This window comes from Pseudomonas sp. BNK-15, from assembly GCF_047456105.1.
Taxonomy (GTDB): Bacteria; Pseudomonadota; Gammaproteobacteria; order Pseudomonadales; family Pseudomonadaceae; genus Aquipseudomonas; species Aquipseudomonas putida_E.
Map to the genome: position 1 here is coordinate 2,880,310 of NZ_CP179898.1, position 19,046 is coordinate 2,899,355.

Consider the following 19,046-nt stretch of genomic DNA (forward strand, 5'->3'; position numbering starts at 1 on the left):
TCCTTCGATGAAAAAGTTCTTCAGCCTGATCGCTACCTTGCTGGTGCTGACCGCTGCCGTGGTGATCGGTCGCCAGTTGTGGCTGCACTACATGACCACGCCCTGGACCCGTGACGGCCGCGTGCGGGCCGACATCATCAATGTCGCCGCCGACGTGCCCGGTTATGTAGTGGACGTACCGGTCAAGGATAACCAGCGGGTGAAGAAGGGCGACCTGCTGATCCGCATCGACCCCGAGCACTACCAGCTGGCTGTCGACCAGGCCAAGGCGCTGGTCGCCTCGCGCAAGGCCACCTGGGAGATGCGCAAGGTCAACGCCCGGCGCCGTGCCGACATGGACAACCTGGTGATCTCCAAGGAAAACCGCGACGACGCCAGCAACATCGCCAACGCCGCCCTGGCCGACTATCAACAGGCCCAGGCAGCATTGGCAGCGGCCGAGCTGAACCTCAAGCGCACCCGGATCGTTGCCACGGTCGATGGTTACGTGACCAACCTGAATATCCACAAAGGTGACTATGCGCGGACCGGTGAGGCGGTGATGGCAGTGGTCGATGAAAACTCGTTCTGGGTTTACGGCTTCTTTGAGGAAACCAAGCTGCCGCACGTGAAGGTGGGTGACCAGGCTGAGCTGCAGATGATGAGCGGCGAACGGCTCAAGGGCCATGTGCAGAGCATCGCCCGCGGTATCTACGACCGCGACAACCCGCAGAGCCGCGAGCTGATTGCCGATGTGAACCCGACCTTCAACTGGGTGCGCCTGGCCCAGCGCGTGCCGGTGCGGATTCACATTGATGAAGTGCCGGACGGGTTTCTGCTGGCGGCGGGGACGACGTGTACGGTGGTGGTGAAGAGGGAGGAATGAAACTGTTATCGCGGGATGCCGTAAGAACGTTAGTTTTGAGCTCAGGGAGGGATTGGGAAATATCCTACTTGATTTAGGGAGAAATCGCCTGCTGGAGCTCTTGGCGGTGCTTTTCCATCGGAGCAGCCTGGGTTGTCACGAAAGCAACCCATCGATTGTTCGAGGAACTCTGATCCCATGCCCGAAAAAACGCTATCCCTGATCGACACCCCTCAGGGCTACAGCGCTTGGCTAGCTGACCTGAAAGGTCGTATTCAAAAAGCCCAGCAAAGGGCCAGCCTTGCCGTGAATCGGGAGCTGGTGGGTCTTTATTGGCATCTTGGGCGAGATATTGTCGAACGCCAAGCGGCTCAAGGTTGGGGAGCGAAAGTCATAGAGCGGCTGGCTCATGACCTCAAAACTGCGTTCCCCGCGATGAAGGGGTTCTCACGAGCCAATCTGATGTATATGCGAGCATTTGCTGAGGCTTGGCCAGAGGAAGCAATTGTCCAACAGGCTGTTGGACAATTGCCATGGGGCCATAATCTGGTGTTGCTGACCAAGTTAAAAAAGCCACAAGAGCGGCTTGCTTATGCAGTGCGGGCATCGGAGTGCGGTTGGTCACGGTCGACCTTGCAGATGCATATCGAGTCCAGGTTGCTGGAGCGCGAGGGTAATGGTGTTTCAAATTTTTCGGCGCTCTTGCAACCGCCAGGGACTGACCTGGCTCGCCAGTTTCTAAAGGATCCTTATCTTTTCGACTTCCTGAATGTAACCCAAGAGGCGAGTGAACGAGAGATCGAGGCAGCGTTGGTGGAGCACATCACCCAATTTCTGCTTGAGCTAGGGGCAGGTTTTGCCTTCGTCGGCCGCCAAGTGCATATGGAAGTCGGAGGTGATGACTTCTATATCGATCTTCTGTTTTACCACCTGAAGCTGCGTTGTTATGTAGTCATTGAGTTGAAGGCAGAAAAGTTCAAGCCGGAGCATCTGGGTCAGCTGAGCTTCTACCTCACTGCAGTTGATTTACAGATGAAGTTAGAGCAAGACAACCCCACGATTGGCTTGCTGCTGTGCAAAGGCACGAACAAGGTGGTGGCCGAGTACGCGTTACGCGGCAAGTCTCAACCCATTGGTGTCGCTGAATTTCAGTTGATCAATACCTTGCCGGAAGAGCTGCAGGCAAGCTTGCCCACTGTCGAGCAGATCGAGCGGGAGCTGGCTATTCGTCAAGAGTGAGCCATGGCTTTTGAAAATGTCCCCTCAAGCCGCTCCCACCAGCACTGGCACCTCAACCCGATCGATCACTTTAGTGCTGATCGACGGATCCAGCATCCGCCCCAGCCGCGACAGGTGCCGGTGGCCCATGATGATCAGCTCGCATTGCAGTTCCCGTGCCTTGGCGACAATGGCCTCGACCGGTTGCCCGGCGACCATGCAGCCGTGGCTGGTGAAGCCGGCCTGCTTTAGCCATGCAACAGCCTCGGCCACGGCGCGGTCGCCGAGGCGTTGTTCCTCACAGGCGGCAGGGTATTGCTCCAGTTCCTCGGCGGTGTAGGGCGCAGGCTTGTCGTGCACCGCGAAAGTCGAGTCGATGGCCAGCAGTACATGCAGTTCGTGTTCGTCGGGCCGGCAGTAGCGGCGGGCGAGGGTGAGCAGGGCGGTCGAGGCAGGGGACGCGTCGATGGCGATCAGGACGGGGCTGGGCATGGAGGTTCCTTGCTGAAAAACTGGCTGGTCGGTTGCCTGTACCGCCCCATCGCCGGCAAGCCGGCCCACAAGTAATGCACCGATCGCAGGGCAGTGGGGCACCTGTAGGAGCCGGCTTGCCGGCGATAGGGCCGGTACAGCCACAGCATCATTAATGGCTCATCTGGCCCTCGAGATAAATGCCCCTCCACGCACGAACGCATTGCGTCTGGTGCAATCATGCGACCTGTTAACATCGCGTTCCCACAACTGCCACGGAAATCGGCCATGCCACTCCCGGACATGAACCTGCTCGTCGCCCTTGACGCCCTGCTCGATGAAGGCAGTGTGGTCGGTGCCGCGCAGCGCATGAACCTCAGCCCGGCGGCGATGAGCCGGACCCTTGGGCGTATCCGCGATGCCTTGGGCGACCCGATCCTGGTGCGCGCGGGTCGTGGCCTGGTACCGACACCTCGGGCGCTGGCCCTGCGCGAGCAGGTGGCGGCGCTGGTGGAGCAGGCCGGTGAGGTGTTCCGCAGTGCTGCAGAGGTGGATTTGCCCAAGCTCGACCGAGCCTTCAACATCCGCACCAATGACCTGTTCATTGCCCTGTATGGCGCCATGCTGTTGCGCCGCATGCATGAGCAGGCCCCGCGCACGGTCCTGCGCTTCGTGCCCGAGAGCCCCGGCGGTGATGACGATAGCGTGCTGCGCGACGGGCGCACCGACCTGATCATCAGCTCGACCGTCGACCTGGGCCCGGAGATCAAGGTGCAGAGCCTGTTCCAGACCTACTACGTGGGTTTGGCGCGGCGCGACCATCCCATATTCGACCAGCCGATCACACCGCAGAGCTTTGCCAGTTATCCACAGATCAGCGTATCCAGGCGTGGCCGCGCCAATGGGCCGATTGACGTCGAACTGGCCAACTTCAAGGTGCAGCGGCGCGTGGCGCTGATCACGCCGAGCTTCCACTCGGCGTTGTTCTCGCTGCCGGATTCGGACCTGATCCTGCCGATGCCCGCCAATATCCTCAACAGTGTGCACAAGCTCGGCTTGCCGTTGCGCTCGTTCGAGATCCCGGTGCCGCTGGAGCGGGTAACCGTGCTGCAGGCCTGGCACCCGCGTTATCACAACGATCCGGCCCACCGCTGGTTGCGGCAGATCCTGAAAACCTGCTGCAGTGTCGATCCGTAAACCCGCTTCGCCCTACGGCGGCTGGAGCGGATTGCGTTAAACGCAATATAAAGCTGCCGATAAGTCAGTTTTCGTAAGCATTCGACTTTCTTAGACTTGCCCCAGCCATAAAATTGTTGCTGGAGTTGTCTACCCATGAGTTCCCTGTCCGCCCCTGCCACCGCGATCGCCGCCGCCCCCGCGCCGGCTGCGCCCGTGCAGTCGGCGTTCGGCCTGCGCGTGGTGGTCGGGCTGTTCGGCGTGTTGCTGGCCGTGCTGTGCGCCGGCCTCAACGAGTCGGTGACCAAGATTTCCCTGGCCGATATCCGCGGGGGCATGGGCATCGGCGCCGACGAGGGCGCCTGGCTGCTGGCGGTGTACAGCGCCGCGTCGGTTTCGGCCATGGCCTTCGCGCCGTGGCTGGCCACTACCTTCTCCTTGCGCCGCTTCACCATGAGCGCGGTCGGGCTGTTTGCGCTGCTGGGGTTGCTGCAGCCGTTGGCCCCCAACCTGCACAGCCTCATGCTGCTGCGCATCCTTCAGGGTTTTGCAGCGGGCGCCTTGCCACCGATGCTCATGAGCGTGGCGCTGCGTTTTCTGCCGCCGGGCATCAAGGTCTACGGCCTGGCCTGCTATGCCCTGACGGCCACCTTCGGGCCCAACCTCGGCACGCCGCTGGCCGGGTTGTGGACCGAATACGTCGGTTGGCAGTGGGCGTTCTGGCAGATCATTCTGCCCTCGGCCCTGGCCATGTTCTGTGTCGGCTGGGGCTTACCGCAGGACCCGCTGCGCCTGGAGCGCTTCAAGCAGTTCGACTGGCGCGGCGTGTTGCTGGGCCTGCCGGCCATCAGCTGCATTGTCCTGGGCCTGTCGCTAGGGGACCGCTGGGGCTGGTTCGATTCGCCGCTGATCTGCTGGCTGCTGGGCGGGGGCGTGCTGTTGCTGGTGCTGTTCCTGTACAACGAATGGTCCGAGCCGCTGCCGTTCTTCCAGTTGCGCATGCTGTCGCGCCGCAACCTGAGCTTCGCGCTGCTCACCCTGGCCGGCGTGTTGGTGGTGCTTTCCGGTGTGGGCAGCATTCCCTCTGCCTACCTTGCGCAAATCCAAGGGTATCGCCCGGCGCAAACCAGCCCGCTGATGATGCTGGTGGCCATGCCGCAACTGATTGCCCTGCCGTTGACGGCGGCACTGTGCAACCTGCGTGCGGTGGACTGCCGCTGGGTGCTGGCCACGGGGCTGGCGATGCTGGCGCTGTCGTGCATCGGCAGCAGCCTGCTGACCTCCGAGTGGATCCGTAGTGATTTCTACCCTTTCTACCTGCTTCAGGTGTTCGGCCAACCGATGGCGGTACTGCCGCTGCTGATGCTCTCCACCAATGGCATGAGCCCGCAGGAAGGCCCATTCGCCTCCAGCTGGTTCAACACCGTCAAGGGGCTCGCCGCAGTGATCGCCGGTGGCCTGCTGGATGCCCTCGGTACGCTGCGCCGACACTTTCATTCCAACCACCTGGTGGACAGCCTGGGCAACGCCCCGCTGATCGATGACCACGCTACGGGCCTTGCCAAGCGTATCCATGACCAGGCGCTGGTGCTGACTTCGGCCGACCTTTACCTGGTCATGGCCGGTATCGCCGTGGCGCTGATCTGCCTGATTCCTTTCGTGCCTACCCGGGTCTACCCACCGCGCGCGGTGGCCTGAGCCCGGATGAATTCGAGACCGCTGAAAATGACCAACAAGCGCAAGACAATCGTGATCGGCTCGGTACTGGCCGTGGCCGTGCTGGCGGGTATCGTCGGCCCCTGGCTGCTCGGCAGTGACCACCGGCAAAGCACCAACGACGCCTACGTGATCGCCGATTACACCGTAGTGGCGCCCAAGGTGGCCGGCTTCGTCAAGCAAGTGCTGGTCGAAGACAACCAGCAGGTGCAGGCCGGCCAGTTGCTGGCGACCATCGATGCGCGGGACTACCAGGCCGCCCTGGATGCCGCGCAGGCCCAGTTGCTGGTGGCCAAGGCGCAAAGCGCCGATGCCCGTGCCACCCTGGAACGCCAGGCGGCATTGATTGCCCAGGCCGAGGCGGCGGTGAAGGCAGCGCAGGCTGAAGCATCGTTCGCCGACCACGAGGTCAACCGCTACAGCCGCCTCGCCCAGCAGGGGGCCGGCACCGTGCAGAATGCCCAGCAGGCGCGCAGCCGGGTCGACCAGGCCCGCGCACGGCTGGCCAATACCCAGGCTGCATTGGTTGCCGCGCGCAAGCAGGTGGACATCCTCAGCGCTCAGGTCGCCAGCGCCGATGGGCAGTTCAAGCGTGCCGAAGCGGGCGTTGAAAAAGCTCAGCTGGACCTGTCCTACACGCGCATTACCGCCCCGGTGGATGGCATGGTCGGTGAGCGTGCCCTGCGCGTTGGCGCCTTCGTCAACCCGGGCGCACGCCTGCTGTCGGTGGTGCCCTTGCAGCATGCCTATGTGGTCGGCAATTTCCAGGAAACCCAGCTGACCCATGTGCAGCCGGGGCAGCCTGTCAGTATCAGCGTCGATACCTTTTCCGGTGAAACCCTCAAGGGCCATGTCCAAAGCATTGCGCCTGCAACTGGCGTGACCTTCGCGGCAGTAAAACCCGACAACGCCACCGGCAACTTCACCAAGGTCGTGCAGCGCATCCCGGTGAAAATCGTCTTCGATGACGGCCAGCCGTTGCTTGCGCGCCTGCGTGTGGGCATGTCGGTGGAAGCGACCATCGACACCCGTGGTGACACGTTCAGTGGCAAAGAGGTGAGTGCACGATGAAACCGGCAGTACGCTTGAGCCCCTTGCTGCTGGCCGTACTGATGGCCGGCTGCACCCTGGGCCCCGACTTCAAACGCCCGGACAGCCAGGCCCCGCAGCAATGGGCACCGCTGCAGGGCCAGGCGGCACCCAGCCAGCCGCAAGCAGAACCGCTTGAACTGCGTTGGTGGGAGACCTTCCACGATGCGCGCCTGAGTGCGCTGATCCAGCAGGTGGCCGAGCGTAACCTCGACCTGCAGATCGCCAGTGCGCGGCTGCTGCAAAGCCGCGCCTTGCGCAGCACGGTGGCTGCCGACCAGGCGCCGTCGGTCGATGTGGATGGCGGCTACAGCCGCGCCCGTAACAGTGCCGAAGGCCTCAGCGACCCGTCTGGCAAAGCAGGCAAGTCGGCGTTCAACCTGTGGCAGGGCGACCTGGTCGCCGGTTGGGAGCTGGACCTCTGGGGCCGGGTGCGCCGGCAGGTGGAGGCTGCCGACGCCACGGTGGAAGTGGCCGAGAATGACCGGCGCGGTGTGCTCTTGGCGCTGTTGTCGGAAACCGCAGGCAACTACATCCAGTTGCGTGCCGTGCAGCACACGCTCGATGTCACGCGCGACAACCTGAAGGTCGCCCGGCACAGCCTGAAGCTGTCCCAGGACCGCCAGGCCGAGGGTGTCGCCACCCGGCTCGACGTGGCCCAGGCCAGTGCCCAGGTTGCCTCGATCCAGGCCCGTCTACCGAGCCTGGAGGCCCGGCGCGACGACCTGATCAACGCGCTCAGCCTGCTGGCGGCCGAGCCCCCACGCAGTTTGCAGGCACAGTTGCTTGAGGGCGGGGAGTTGCCCGCGCCGCAGCAGCAATTTGCGATCGGCTTGCCGTCCGAGCTGGCCGAGCGCCGTCCGGACATCCGCCAGGCCGAGGCGCGGCTGCATGCGGCCACTGCCAGCATTGGCGTGGCCAAGGCGGATTTCTACCCCAGCATCCGGCTGTCCGGCAGCGTCGGCTTCCAGGCCATGCAACTGTCGGATTTCGGCGCCTGGGACTCGCGCCGCTTTGCCTTCGGCCCACAGCTGTCATTGCCGATCTTCGAGGGTGGCCGGCTCAAGGGTACCCTGGCGCTGCGTGAGGCGCAGCAGCAGGAGGCGGCGCTCAACTACCGCAAGGTGGTGCTCGGTGCCTGGCACGAGATCGACGATGTGCTGCGCCTGTACAACGCCAGCCAGCTGCGCCGTGATCACTTGGCCGAAGCGGTGCGGCAGAACCGCATCGCCCTGGAAACCGCCCAGCGTCAGTACGTGGAAGGGGCAGTGGACTTTCTCAACGTGCTGACCGTGCAGAGCGCGTTGCTGGCCAGTGAAGAGCAGTGGATCGACAGCTCGGCGGCGGTATCGCAGGCATTGGTCGGGCTGTACAAGGCTTTGGGTGGTGGCTGGCAGGCGTTCGACGGGCAGCCGACGACAAAGGTGTGATCAAGCGGAGGCAGCCATGCACCTCTCCCTCAATGGAAAGCGCGCACTCATCAGTGGCTCCATGGCAGGGCAGGGCCTGTCTACCGCCATAGACCTAGCCGCCGCCGGCGCCGAAGTCGTGCTCAACGACCGCACCCAGGCGTTGGTCGATGCTGCGCTGAGAGCGGTACGTGAGCGCTTGCCCAAGGCACGGATCATTGGCGTTGCCGCTGACCTGGGCACCGAACAGGGTGTGCAGGCCTTGCTCCAGCAGGTGCCGCACACCGATATCCTGGTCAACAACGGCACGCAGGACGTTGCCCGGCGCCTGCAGCGTCATTACGCCCGCGGCATGGCCGAGCGCAAGTGGGGGCAGGTGATCCACCTGCGCGGTGAATCAGAGCGGTCGCAGCAGCCCGAAGCGTTTGCGCAGTACCCAGTCCAGTAACCGGCGTGGCAGCCAGCGTGCCAGTAGCGGCAACGCCGTACTGCCATTGCCCAGCCGCACCACCGCTGGCACAGGCGATTTGCGCGTGGCCGCCAGCAGCCCTTGGGCAAATTGCGCCGCGGATGTGGGCCGGTCTTGCGAGGCGCGGGCCCGCGCCTGGATATGCTCGCGCAGCGGCCACCACGGCGACTGCGCCGCTACCACCTGATCGGCTTGGCGCTGGGCATTGCTGGCGAATTGTGAGGCGATCGCCCCCGGTTGCACTTCCATCACCTGAATGCCGAAAGGCGCCAGCTCCAGGCGCAGGGCGTCGCTCAGTGCGTGTACGGCAGCCTTGGAGGCGCAGTAGGCGCCGGCGAACGGCGTGACCAGTACGCCCGATACACTGCCGATGTTGACCACCAGCCCACGCGCACGGCGCAGCAGCGGGAACAGTGCACCGGTTACACCGATCACGGCGAACACATTGGTTTCGAACTGTTGGCGCAGGGCGTCCACGCCGCCATCGAGCAGGGGGCCCATGGCACCGTAACCTGCGTTGTTGACCAGGATGTCGAGCCGGCCGTGGCGTGCTTCCAGCTCCTCGGCCAGGTGCTTCAGGCCCTCGGCGTCGTTGACGTCAAGCTGCCGGGCGGTGAAGCCGGCGCCGGCCAGGTGTTCGACGTCTTCGGCTTTACGGGCGGTGGCCCAAACGTCGTGGCCGGCATCGCGAAAGGCTTCGGCCAGGGCGCGGCCGATGCCGCTGGAACAACCGGTGATCAGGACGGTGGGCATTGGGCAGGCCTGTGCTCAAAGTAAGTTATGTATAGGCTGGGCTGGCCCTATCGCCGGCAAGGCAGCTCCCAGAAGTACCCCGAATCTGCGGGCAGCGGTGAACCTGTGGCAGCCGGCTTGCCGGCGATAGGGCCAGAGCAGGCACCGTATCAGTTGGCGAATGTACCCTGTAGATGCTCGGCACGAAACTCCAGTGTCTGCGGCCGGTAGCCGGCGCGCAGTGGCGGCAGTGGCAGGCAATCGGTCCATTCTGCCCCAGGCTGCAGTTCGCCCGGCCCACGATAGCGCGGTGCGCTGTAGGTGTTTTCGGCCAGGTTGATGGTATCGCCCGGGGCATAGGCACCGACCCGCCAGCGCAGTTCTGTCAGCGGAGCCTTGTTGCCGTTTTTCATGTGTACCTTCAAGGCACGGTCGGCGGGGCATTGATCCGGGGCATAGGTCAGGCGCAGGTCAAGACGCGCCAGTTGCGAAGCTTCGCGTGTGTCCTGCCAGACGACGAACAGCGCGACCAGCCCGAGGCCGCAGACAGCGGCCAGCGAGATCGGCAGGGCCTTGGCCGGGTAACGCAGCAGCAGTACCAGCCAGGTGAGGATGAGGAAGGCGCCGATGATCATGTGGTCCGATTCCCGTTCGAGTCTTCGGACATCTTGGAGCGGCCAGCTGCAAGCTGCAAGCGGCAAGCTGCAAGAGAAAAGCGGGTCGGCGGTGGCCCCACATCTGTAGGTACACCGCCGACCCGCTGTGCTTGTAGCTTGCAGCTCGTAGCTTACTGCGCGATGGTCTTCACCGATACGCCACGTTCGACGGGAGTTGCCGTGCGCCCATACACATCCTCGAAGCGCTCGATATCATCTTCGCCCAGGTAGCTGCCGGACTGCACTTCGATGATCTCCAGCGGGATCTTGCCCGGGTTGCGCAGGCGGTGGACCGAGGCGATCGGGATATAGGTCGACTGGTTTTCGGTGAGCAGGAACACGTTTTCATCGCACGTCACCTCGGCGGTGCCCGATACCACGATCCAGTGCTCGGCACGGTGGTGGTGCATCTGCAGCGACAGGCTGGCGCCCGGCTTGACGGTGATGTGCTTGACCTGGAAGCGGCCGCCCATGTCCACCGAATCGTAAGAGCCCCACGGGCGGTACACCTCAAGGTGGTTCTGGGTTTCGCTGCGGCCTTGCTCGTCGAGGGTCTTGACCATCTGCTTGACGCCCTGGACCTTGTCCTTGTGGGCAATCATCATCGCGTCCTTGGTCTCGACCACGACGATGTTTTCCAGGCCGATCACCGACACCAGCTTGCCATTGCCATGGATCATGCAGTTGCGGCTGTCCTGCACCACCACATCACCCTTGGTGACGTTGCCATTGGCGTCCTTGTCATGCACTTCCCACAGCGACGACCAGCAACCGACGTCGCTCCAGCCAGCCGACATCGGCACTACGCAGGCGCGCTGGGTCTTTTCCATCACCGCGTAGTCGATGGAGTTGTCCGGGCAGCAGGCGAAGGTCGCTTCGTCGATGCTCAGCACATCATCTGTTTCGTCGCTGCGCTCCAGGGCCAGCACGCAAGTGTCATAGATGTCGGGCTCGTGCTTTTTCAGCTCTTCAAGGAAGCGGCTGGCGCGGAACAGGAACATGCCGCTGTTCCAGAAGTAGCCACCGGACTGAACGAATTCGGCGGCGCGTTTTTCGTCGGGTTTTTCGACGAACTGCGCCACCCGGGCCACACCTTCGGGCAGCAGGGCGTCCTGGCTGGAGCGGATGTAGCCATAGCCGGTCTCGGGCTTGGTCGCCGGGACGCCGAACAGCACCATCTCGCCACGCTCGGCGGCCACGGTGGCCAGGGCCAGGGCACGTTGCAGGGCCTTCTGGTCGTCGATCACGTGGTCGGCCGGCAGCACCAGCATCAAGTCATCGCGCCCCTCGTTGACCAGCTTCATGGCGGCCATGGCCACCGCAGGGGCCGTGTTGCGGCCGAAGGGTTCCATCAGGATGCCCTGGGTTTGCAGTTTCAGCGCCGCGAGCTGTTCCTGGACGATGAACTTGTGGTCCTTGTTGCAGACCACGATCGGGGCGTCCATGCCTTCGAACACCAGGCGCTCGAGGGTTTGCTGGAACAGCGTGTGCTCACCGGTCAGGGCGAGGAACTGCTTGGGGAACTGCTTGCGCGACAAAGGCCACAGACGCGAACCGCTACCACCAGAAAGAATTACCGGGATCATGTTGTTTCTCCAATAAGGTCGTTAAAGAGGCAGAGGATCAGTTGGTGGACACTGGGCGGGTGACCCAGACTGGCGACAGGCTGCTGCCCGAGCCGGTGACGTACAGCACGGCGGCTTCGCCGCGCTCCAGGGCGACGGGTTTGACGTCGCTGACTTTCTTGTCTCCTGCAAACAGGGCCAGGTTCACCTTGACCGGGTTGATCTCACGCTCGCCACGGCCTTTGGCCGCCACCGGAGTAACCACCTCGGTCTTGCCGTCAGCGGTCTTCAGGGCCAGCGCCTGATCGCTCAGGTTCTGTACACGCACCAGGGCTTTCTGCTTGTTCTTGAAAGGCGGTTCTTCGATCAGCTGCGGGTTGCCGCTGCCGTTGTTGACCAGGGTGTAGTACTTGTCTGCGGCGAGCTTGACCGGGACACTCTTGCCGGCGACCTGCGCGGTGTAGTCACCGCCCGGGAGGAAGCTGAAGTCGCTGCTGGCCTGGGCGCCGACCTGTTTGATCTGGGTGTTGCCGACGCTGGCGGCAGCCGGTGCAGGGGAGGCGTTGTACAGGCGCACGAAGGTCGAGCCTTTCGGTGCGGTCGGGCCATACAGGGCAGCGTCGGCGCCGGCGAATGCCTGCATCGAAGCCAACGACAGGCCTGCTGCGAGGGTGAGGGCTTTGGCAATGGAAGTCTTGGTAGTCATGTGCGTGTTCCTCTCTATCTATCAGTGGTCCGTCCGGTTGGACGACAGGGCCAGGTTTTCTTCGGATTTGCGGGTGTTCTTCAGTTGCGCGATCCACTGTGGATCGAAGCTGCTGAGGTCGTTTTTCATTGGCAGATAACGTTCGGGGAATTCCCACACCACAACCTGTGGCGCGGCGTTCTTGAAAGCATCGCTTTGCAGGTACTTGAGCATTGGCAGCAGGGGGCCGTGGCCGTCTTCGGCATAGTTGGCGACGTCGCTGCGCAGGGCCTGCTGCAGCGCGCCGAGGAAGTTCCAGTGCGGGTTGGCGCTGTAGCTGGTGCCGACCAGGGCGACCGGGATCTGGCTGTCGGCGAACAGGGCATCGCCCGCATCACCTTCGGCCTCGACCGGGCGCGTGCTGCGTTGCTGCAGGGTGTCCGGGCTGGGCAAGAGGTTGCTGAACAGCGGGTCCAGTGGCAGGAAGTTGGTCAGGTCGCCCTTATACGGGGCGGTGTTGCCTGCTTCGGTGATGAACGTCTGTGGGTCGCCATTGAGCAGGCTCTGGCGCCCGACCGCCTCGGCCACAGCCTGTGCGGCGACTTCAGCGCCCATCGGCGTCCAGTGGGTATCGGTGCGCAGGAATACCTGGCCGCGGGCCTTGGCCTGTTCCATCGGGGCCATCAGGTCAGGGGCGAACACGTTGGCCTGACGGACCTGGGCATGGAACTGGTTGTACAGGTCGTCATGCAGGCTGGCTGGCGCCTCCTTGCCCACATACTCCGAGTAGACCCGCGCCTTGGCCGGCACGATCGCCAGCACCAGCTGGCTGCCGTGCTGTTGCAGGGTGTCGCGCACACCGCGGATCAGCGCCAGGTTTTCCTGCATGAGCTGGTCGGCACCGGCAGTCGGTTTGAACTCTTCGTCGCTGAACAGCCACTGGTCACGGCCCAGCACCACGCCCGGGCGGCCTTCGTTGAACAGCTTGTAATCCAGCGCGGCCCAGAGGTTGGTGCCCAGGCGCTTGATCGGGAACTCGTCGTCGTAGTGCGTCTCGGCGGCCTTGGCCAGCTTGCCGTTGAGCACGGTCATCTGTTCGGTGCGCTGGAAGCTTTGCAGGCCACCGGTGGACCAGGCGCCCATGCCTACCAGCAGGCCGATGAACGACAGGGAATAGGTGATGCGTAATGTCCGGGTCATGGTCATCAACCTCAGAACTGGAAGTAAAGGAACGGCGAGTAGCTCTGCGCCGAAAGCTTGAGGATCGAGGCCACGAACAGCAGCAGGATCAGGGCGCGGGTCATCACCCGGGTCCAGTCCAGGCCAAGCGAGCCGTCGGCATTGACCTGCGCCGGGGTGCGCATGGCTGCCGGCGGGGTGGCATTGCGGTAGAAGTCACGCAGGCCGAAGAACGCCAGGGTGATGTAGGCGATGACCAGCGTCGCCACCTGCAGCCCGGTGAGCTGGGCGCGGTTGAGTTCGGACAGCTGCCACTCGCCGAAGCTGAACATGGCGCCGTACATGCGGCCGGCCACTTCCAGGTTTTCGGCGCGGAAGATCACCCAGCCGACCACCACCAGCAGGAAGGTGAACGCCCACTTGACCGGGTTGAAGCGCTGCGGGTTGGTGTCCAGGCCCAGTGCGCGCTCGATTGCCAGCCACATGCCGTGCCAGGCGCCCCAGATGATGTAGGTGAAGTTGGCGCCGTGCCACAGCCCGCCCAGCAGCATGGTCAGGAACAGGTTGCGGTAGGTGTTGAAGGTGCCTTTGCGGTTGCCGCCCAGGGTGATGTACAGGTAGTCGCGCAGCCAGGTCGACAGGCTGATGTGCCAGCGGCGCCAGAACTCGGTGATCGACTGGCTGATGTAAGGCTGCTTGAAGTTCTCCATGAAGCGGAAGCCCATCATCAGCCCCAGGCCGATGGCCATGTCGCTGTAGCCGGAGAAGTCGAAGTACAGCTGCGCGGTGTAGGCCAGCGCACCGAGCCAGGCGTCACCGGTGGTCGGGTTCTGCAGGGCGAAGCAATGGTCGGCGACCACCGCCAGGGTGTCGGCGATGAACACTTTCTTGATGAAGCCCTGCATGAAGCGGGTGCAGCCTTCGGAGAACTTGTCCAGGGTGTGGGTGCGGTTGTTGAACTGGTCGACCAGGTCCTTGAAGCGCAGCACCGGGCCGGCGATCAGGTGCGGGAAGATCGCCACGAACGCTGCGAAGTCGATCAGGTTGCGGGTGGCCGGGGTGTCGCCGCGGTACACATCGATGATGTAGCTGATCGACTCGAAGATGTAGAACGAGATACCGATCGGCAGCAGCACGTGGGTGAGGATGAAGGGCTCAAGGCCGAACGAGCTGATGATCGCGTTGAGGCTGTCGACGCCGAAATTGGCGTACTTGAAGTAGCCGAGGATCGCCAGGTCCACGCCTACGCCCAGCAGCAGCCAGCGCTGTGCAGGCTTGGTGCGCACGCCAGCGGCGCCGACTTTCAGGCCGATCCAGTAGTTCCACAGGGTGACACCGGCGAACAGGGCGAGGAAGTCCACCCGCCACCAGGCGTAGAAGATGTAGCTGGCGACCAGCAGCAGCAGGTTGCGATAGCGTTGCCCGCTCAGGTAGTACAGGCCGAGGAATATCGGCAAGAACAGGAACAGGAACACGTTGGACGAGAAGACCATCCCGGTTCTCCTAAATTGTTCACAGCATCCAGGGCAAAGCGCCCCCCAAACCCCCCAGTGAGAAACTGGAGGAAACCTTTGTTGCTTCAATACCGCTGGCGAGGGCTTGGCCCTCGTTTCGCGACGCGAGGCCGCTCCTACAGATTCAGCGCCGTCCTTGTAGGAGCGGCCTTGCGTCGCGATGGGCCGCAAAGCGGCCCCCATTCAGGCAACGCTCATTTCTTGGATTGCGCGCTCGGGTCATAGACCCGGGTCAGGTTGCCGCCCAGGCGGAAGCTGTCGAACGGCTGCATCCGGTGTTTGCGCTCAAGCGTGTCGCCCACGCACTGGTACAGCGCGCACCAAGGCTCGAGCCAGGCGTACTTGCCGTCGACCTTGAGGTCCTTCATGTCCTGTTTCTCACCTGCGCGCTCGGCGAAGTGGCGCGGGTCGCGGGCGCCGTACAGCACGCCTTCACCCAGGCGCTGCAGGGCAAAGTTGTTTTCGCTGCGCAGGTCCACGCCATTGGCCTTGGCAAAGCTTGCGATCATCGCCAGTGGCGGCAGGGCGTAGTTGTGGTAGGCCAGGGCACGCTGCTTGCGCTTGATTTCGTTGGGCAGGAAGCCTTGGTCGTCGATCTGGTTGGCGCCGACCTTGTATTCCTTCACCGCCCAGTCGAACAGGTCACGGCGGTCGGTGGCCACGGCGGTAGCCATCACCGACCAGGCCGCCCAGTAGCTGTGGTTGTTGATCTTCTCCAGCGGCAGGTTGCTCCAGTCGCGTACGGTCTGCTCGGCGAGGCGGGCGAACCACTTCTCGATCAGCTCGGCCTCGGCCTGGTGTGCGGCCAATGGCTGCGAGTTGGAGAACTTCAGGCGCAGCCACGAGCCGCTCATGCTACCCAGCGCCCATTTGCGCATGGACTTGCCGGTGTGGTTGTAGTTGGTGGACATCAACGCATCAGCGCGCGCCCATGTACCCAGCCAGGTCAGGGTGCAGTCCAGCTGCGCCGGACGGCCGTCACGCATGTACTGGTTGACCATCTTGGCGACACCACGCTCAAGGGTTGTGATGTCTTTGGTGGAGTCGCGGAAGGCTTGTTCCGAGTCCCGGTTCAGGGTCGCCCGAGCCTTGTCCGAGCCTTCGTACTTGCTGCGAAATTGCAGCGCGCCGGTGAAAGGTTTGGGCGCAGATTCGCAGCGGAAGTTGCCGTCGCTGGTCTTGATCTTTTCAATCCCCTCGTAATAACCCTGGGGCGGTACCAGCGCGGCATGCGCGGCACCTCCGTACAGGGCCAGAACGAGCAGGGCCGGGCTGAAGATTCGCTTGAATGCAGTCATGGTCGCCTCACTGGCCGGCCTGCGCGGTTTGCGCGGGCACGGCGTAGTTGTTGCGTTTGCAGAGCTTGGCCTCGACCTTCTGGGTGCCGCTTTCTGGCCCCTGGACTTCCAGGGCCAGCAAGTTCTGGCTGGCCCAGTCCTCGTCTTCACGCATCTGGAAGACGAAGCGGCCATTGGTGTCGGAGGTTTCCGGCTTCTCGATCTTGATGTCCTCGTGGCGCCCGTTGAGGTACCAGAGGGTGGCTTGCAGCACCTTGACCGAAGGGTCTTCGAACTTGATGTCCATCTGCAGGTTGCGGTTGACCAGGTCCTTGATCACGCCGCCCTTGCCGTTGACCATCAGCTCGTTCTTGCCGGGCTTGAGGGTGCTGCTGGCGCTCATCAGTGCCGGGCGCGCGTCACAGCCATCGTCGAGCAGAGCGAGGATCTGCCGCCAGATGGTTTCCTGGTCCAGGCGATACAGCGGCGAGAATTCCCAGATGAGGATCTTCGGTGGATTGTTCTGGAATTCCTCGCTGCCCAGGTACTCGATCATCGAGCCTTCCAGGCCGCCGCCAGGGAAGGCGACGTTGAGCACATCGGCACCGATGTACTGCTCGAGGAAGCCCGAGAAGTTGTAGTTCTTGCCGCTGTGGCTGGTGCCGACCAGGGTGATCTGGGCGTTACCGCTGTCGCCGAACAGATCGTCGCCGCCGCTGGCGCCTTTCGGTTCGGTGGCGAACTGGTCCATGTACTGCACGGCGTAGCTGGTGCCGCACAGCTGCCCGGCAACGTTGTGCAGGGTGCCGGTCTTGCCCATGCGCCCGGACTTGTGGGTCTCGAATTCCTTGCGCGGGATACCTTCGAAGGCCGGCATCTTGTGTACGGTGTCGGCCACGATCCTGGCTGCACGTTCGGCGCCGTAAGGCGTCCAGTGCTGGTCACCACGGAAGTAGAAGTCCTTGCCCTGCTCGGCGGCCGCCAACTGTTCGTTGGTCAGCGGCGACAGGTCCGGCACGTTGTAGCCCATGCCGGCGAAGCGCTTGAGCATGGCCTGGTAGTTGCCCAGGGCCTTCTGGTAATCGAAGGCGGCTTTCTCGGCCGGGTTGAGCATGTTGCGGTTCACCAGGCCTCGGGTGGGCTGGTACACCACCACCAGTTCCACGCCCCGCTTCTTGAACGCGTCGTGCACTTGCTGCAGGCGTTTGTAGCCTGCCGGTGTGGTGCTGAACTCGGTACGCAGGTCTTCGCGGGTACGGAACAGCCAGTCGCCCTTGGCCTGTACCAGCGTGGTGAAGTTCTGCTGGTAGCGTGTGGTGTAGCGGCTGGCGTCGTGTGCTTCGGGGCACAGCTGGCAGCAAGGCTCGGCAGTGAAGGTCGGCGCCTTGACCTCGTCGGCGCGCACGCCCTGGCTGATGGCCAGGAGGGCGGCGGACAGGCCCAGCAGTTTCATCAAGTGTGGGGTCATGGTCTGGGCTTCCTTAATCGATCATTTCGGTCTGGCGTTCGACCGGGTCGATCAGCACGGCCTTCTGCTGGCGCACCAGCAGGTCGAGGATTTCGTCCTGGCGCTCGCCCAGGATGCCGTTGAGGCTGATGCCGTTGGATTTGCGCGGGGCGAGCATGGAGACTTTGTACAGCTCCACCGACAGCGGCGAATCGATCGAAAGAGGCCCCGAGCCGTTGGCCGCCAGCTCACCGCCGACCACGATCAGCGAGACCTTGGTGTCGAACGGGTCGAGGGCGATGTCACGGTCGGTGTCGGACAGGTCCTTGATGTGCCCGTACACGCCAACCAGGCCATTGGCCATGGCGACGTTCTCGTACAGGCGGATGTTGACGCTGTTGCGCACGCGGATGCCGTGGCGACGGTTGCTGATCAGCTTGTTGCCCCAGATCAGGTTGTCACCGCTTTCGTACAAAGTGATGCCGTCGGTGTGGTTACGGTAGATCTCGTTGTAAGCGATCAGGTTGTTGACGCTGTTACGGTCGATCACCACGCCCGAGAGCTTGTTGTCGTAGCTCTTGTTGTTGATGATCCAGCTGTCGTTGACCTCACGCGAGACGATGATCCCGTGCTTTTTCTTGGTGCCATACACCGTGTTGCCGGCGATGATCAGGCGGTGCGAACGGTCGTGCGGGTCGATGCCGTAGACGATGTTGTCGCGGTAGGTGCTGTCCTTGACCACGAAGTCCTGGGTCTCGTAGCAGTAGAACCCGTACCACATGTCACTGAATTCCGAGCCGATGATCCAGCCGGTGGGCTCCGGGCGGCCCATGCGCTTGGCCATGTTCGGGGTGTACTGCGAGATGCTCACACCGTACGACTTGGACTTGGCATAGCCAAAACTGGCCATCTTGGTGTTGACGATGTACGTCTCGGTGCCGCCCCACGACAGCAGGAACGGGCGGAATTCATTGGGCGAGCGGAAGGTCGCCGGGCCGTTGTCCTTCTCGCGCCAGCCAGTGACCTGGGTGTCGCTGACGAACAGTTTGCCGTCATTGACCAGGAACGCGCCGCCCTCCTGGGACAGGCGCAGTTGCTTGACCTTGCCGTCGATCTCGAGGATGCCCTTGTGCCCGACCACGATCGGCAGACGCGCCAGGTAAACACCTGACTCGACTTCGCTGAGGTACTGCTTGGGCACCTTCTTGCTCAGTTCGACCAGGTCGACATGGCCGTCATCGACGAAGATCGCCTGGGGGATGCCGTGCTGGCGTTGTACCCACTCGGCAGCCTTGTTGTCGCCGCCGATGAATTCCTTGAGCGATTCTTCCTGCAGCATGCGGCGCACGCTGACCTTGCCCTTGTGGCTGCGGTCGATCTTTTTCTGCACAGCGGCGGCGGTGTAACCGCTCAGATCGGGCAGCTTGGGCGGGTCCATGTGCAACGGCTCGGTCGGTGCGCTGGACACGGTGTAGGTCTTGGCATGCTGCAGTTCCTTGGCGATCACCGCAGGTTCTGCGGCGACGGCCAGCCCTGAGGCCAGCAGCAGAGCGCTGGCCAGAAGGCTGTGACGTAAGTGCGGGTGAAGGTTCATTGCAG

At 63.2% G+C, this 19,046-nt stretch carries 17 protein-coding genes; 7 read left to right on the forward strand and 10 right to left on the reverse strand.

Annotated elements, in window-relative coordinates; translation table 11 throughout:
- Positions 1 to 7 precede the first annotated feature (7 nt).
- Together ACMGF5_RS13140 and ACMGF5_RS13145 are read left to right on the forward strand one after the other, a co-directional pair.
- Positions 8 to 865 carry an HlyD family secretion protein gene (locus ACMGF5_RS13140; protein WP_115273604.1) on the forward strand — a complete coding sequence of 286 codons (858 nt, stop codon included), beginning with the start codon at positions 8 to 10 and terminating at the stop codon, positions 863 to 865.
- Positions 866 to 1,042: 177 nt separating this feature from the next.
- Entirely contained in the window at positions 1,043 to 2,083 is a 1,041-nt protein-coding gene (locus ACMGF5_RS13145; protein WP_414156863.1) for a PDDEXK nuclease domain-containing protein, read from the forward strand.
- 24 nt (positions 2,084 to 2,107) lie between these two features.
- Here ACMGF5_RS13145 and ACMGF5_RS13150 read toward each other — a convergent pair whose 3' ends face one another.
- Positions 2,108 to 2,554 (reverse strand): universal stress protein, encoded by a 447-nt coding sequence (locus tag ACMGF5_RS13150; protein ID WP_115273606.1) that lies wholly within the window; start codon positions 2,552 to 2,554, stop codon positions 2,108 to 2,110.
- Positions 2,555 to 2,821: 267 nt separating this feature from the next.
- Between ACMGF5_RS13150 and ACMGF5_RS13155 the strand changes: the two genes are divergently transcribed.
- From ACMGF5_RS13155 to ACMGF5_RS13175, 5 genes are all read left to right on the forward strand, one after another.
- Entirely contained in the window at positions 2,822 to 3,730 is a 909-nt protein-coding gene (locus ACMGF5_RS13155) for a LysR family transcriptional regulator (protein WP_115273607.1), read from the forward strand.
- Positions 3,731 to 3,865: 135 nt separating this feature from the next.
- Positions 3,866 to 5,407, forward strand: a complete 1,542-nt coding sequence (locus tag ACMGF5_RS13160) for an MFS transporter (RefSeq protein ID WP_251961997.1) — start codon at positions 3,866 to 3,868, stop codon at positions 5,405 to 5,407.
- Positions 5,408 to 5,434: 27 nt separating this feature from the next.
- Positions 5,435 to 6,496, forward strand: a complete 1,062-nt coding sequence (locus tag ACMGF5_RS13165) for an HlyD family secretion protein (protein ID WP_115273609.1) — start codon at positions 5,435 to 5,437, stop codon at positions 6,494 to 6,496.
- Positions 6,493 to 7,944: an efflux transporter outer membrane subunit gene (locus ACMGF5_RS13170; RefSeq protein ID WP_115273610.1), complete on the forward strand. Its 1,452-nt coding sequence runs from the start codon at positions 6,493 to 6,495 to the stop codon at positions 7,942 to 7,944. The genes ACMGF5_RS13165 and ACMGF5_RS13170 overlap by 4 nt, the downstream gene beginning before the upstream one ends.
- Before the next feature lie 16 nt (positions 7,945 to 7,960).
- Positions 7,961 to 8,371 (forward strand): SDR family NAD(P)-dependent oxidoreductase, encoded by a 411-nt coding sequence (locus ACMGF5_RS13175; RefSeq protein ID WP_414156864.1) that lies wholly within the window; start codon positions 7,961 to 7,963, stop codon positions 8,369 to 8,371.
- On the opposite strand, the gene ACMGF5_RS13180 is transcribed toward ACMGF5_RS13175, so the two are convergent.
- The 9 genes from ACMGF5_RS13180 to algG form a co-directional block, all read right to left on the reverse strand.
- Positions 8,321 to 9,145, reverse strand: coding sequence for an SDR family oxidoreductase (locus tag ACMGF5_RS13180; RefSeq protein WP_046784809.1), 825 nt, complete (start codon positions 9,143 to 9,145; stop codon positions 8,321 to 8,323). The genes ACMGF5_RS13175 and ACMGF5_RS13180 overlap by 51 nt on opposite strands.
- 149 nt (positions 9,146 to 9,294) lie before the next feature.
- On the reverse strand, positions 9,295 to 9,759 hold the full coding sequence (locus ACMGF5_RS13185; protein WP_046784810.1) for a hypothetical protein: 465 nt from the start codon (positions 9,757 to 9,759) through the stop codon (positions 9,295 to 9,297).
- A 152-nt stretch (positions 9,760 to 9,911) separates the two neighbouring features.
- Positions 9,912 to 11,366 (reverse strand): mannose-1-phosphate guanylyltransferase/mannose-6-phosphate isomerase, encoded by a 1,455-nt coding sequence (locus ACMGF5_RS13190; protein WP_046784811.1) that lies wholly within the window; start codon positions 11,364 to 11,366, stop codon positions 9,912 to 9,914.
- A 37-nt stretch (positions 11,367 to 11,403) separates the two neighbouring features.
- Positions 11,404 to 12,051, reverse strand: coding sequence for an alginate O-acetyltransferase AlgF (locus tag ACMGF5_RS13195; RefSeq protein ID WP_115273612.1), 648 nt, complete (start codon positions 12,049 to 12,051; stop codon positions 11,404 to 11,406).
- A 21-nt stretch (positions 12,052 to 12,072) separates the two neighbouring features.
- Positions 12,073 to 13,230 carry an alginate O-acetyltransferase gene (locus ACMGF5_RS13200; protein WP_046784812.1) on the reverse strand — a complete coding sequence of 386 codons (1,158 nt, stop codon included), beginning with the start codon at positions 13,228 to 13,230 and terminating at the stop codon, positions 12,073 to 12,075.
- Between the two features lie 11 nt (positions 13,231 to 13,241).
- Positions 13,242 to 14,702 (reverse strand): MBOAT family O-acyltransferase, encoded by a 1,461-nt coding sequence (locus ACMGF5_RS13205; protein WP_012312809.1) that lies wholly within the window; start codon positions 14,700 to 14,702, stop codon positions 13,242 to 13,244.
- A 215-nt stretch (positions 14,703 to 14,917) separates the two neighbouring features.
- Complete coding sequence (locus tag ACMGF5_RS13210; RefSeq protein WP_012312810.1) at positions 14,918 to 16,021, reverse strand: mannuronate-specific alginate lyase; 1,104 nt, start codon at positions 16,019 to 16,021, stop codon at positions 14,918 to 14,920.
- Between the two features lie 7 nt (positions 16,022 to 16,028).
- On the reverse strand, positions 16,029 to 17,468 hold the full coding sequence (locus ACMGF5_RS13215; RefSeq protein WP_115273613.1) for an alginate O-acetyltransferase: 1,440 nt from the start codon (positions 17,466 to 17,468) through the stop codon (positions 16,029 to 16,031).
- 13 nt (positions 17,469 to 17,481) lie between these two features.
- A complete protein-coding gene (gene algG / locus ACMGF5_RS13220; protein WP_281870334.1) occupies positions 17,482 to 19,041 on the reverse strand; it encodes a mannuronan 5-epimerase AlgG in 1,560 nt (519 codons plus the stop codon).
- Positions 19,042 to 19,046 lie beyond the last annotated feature (5 nt).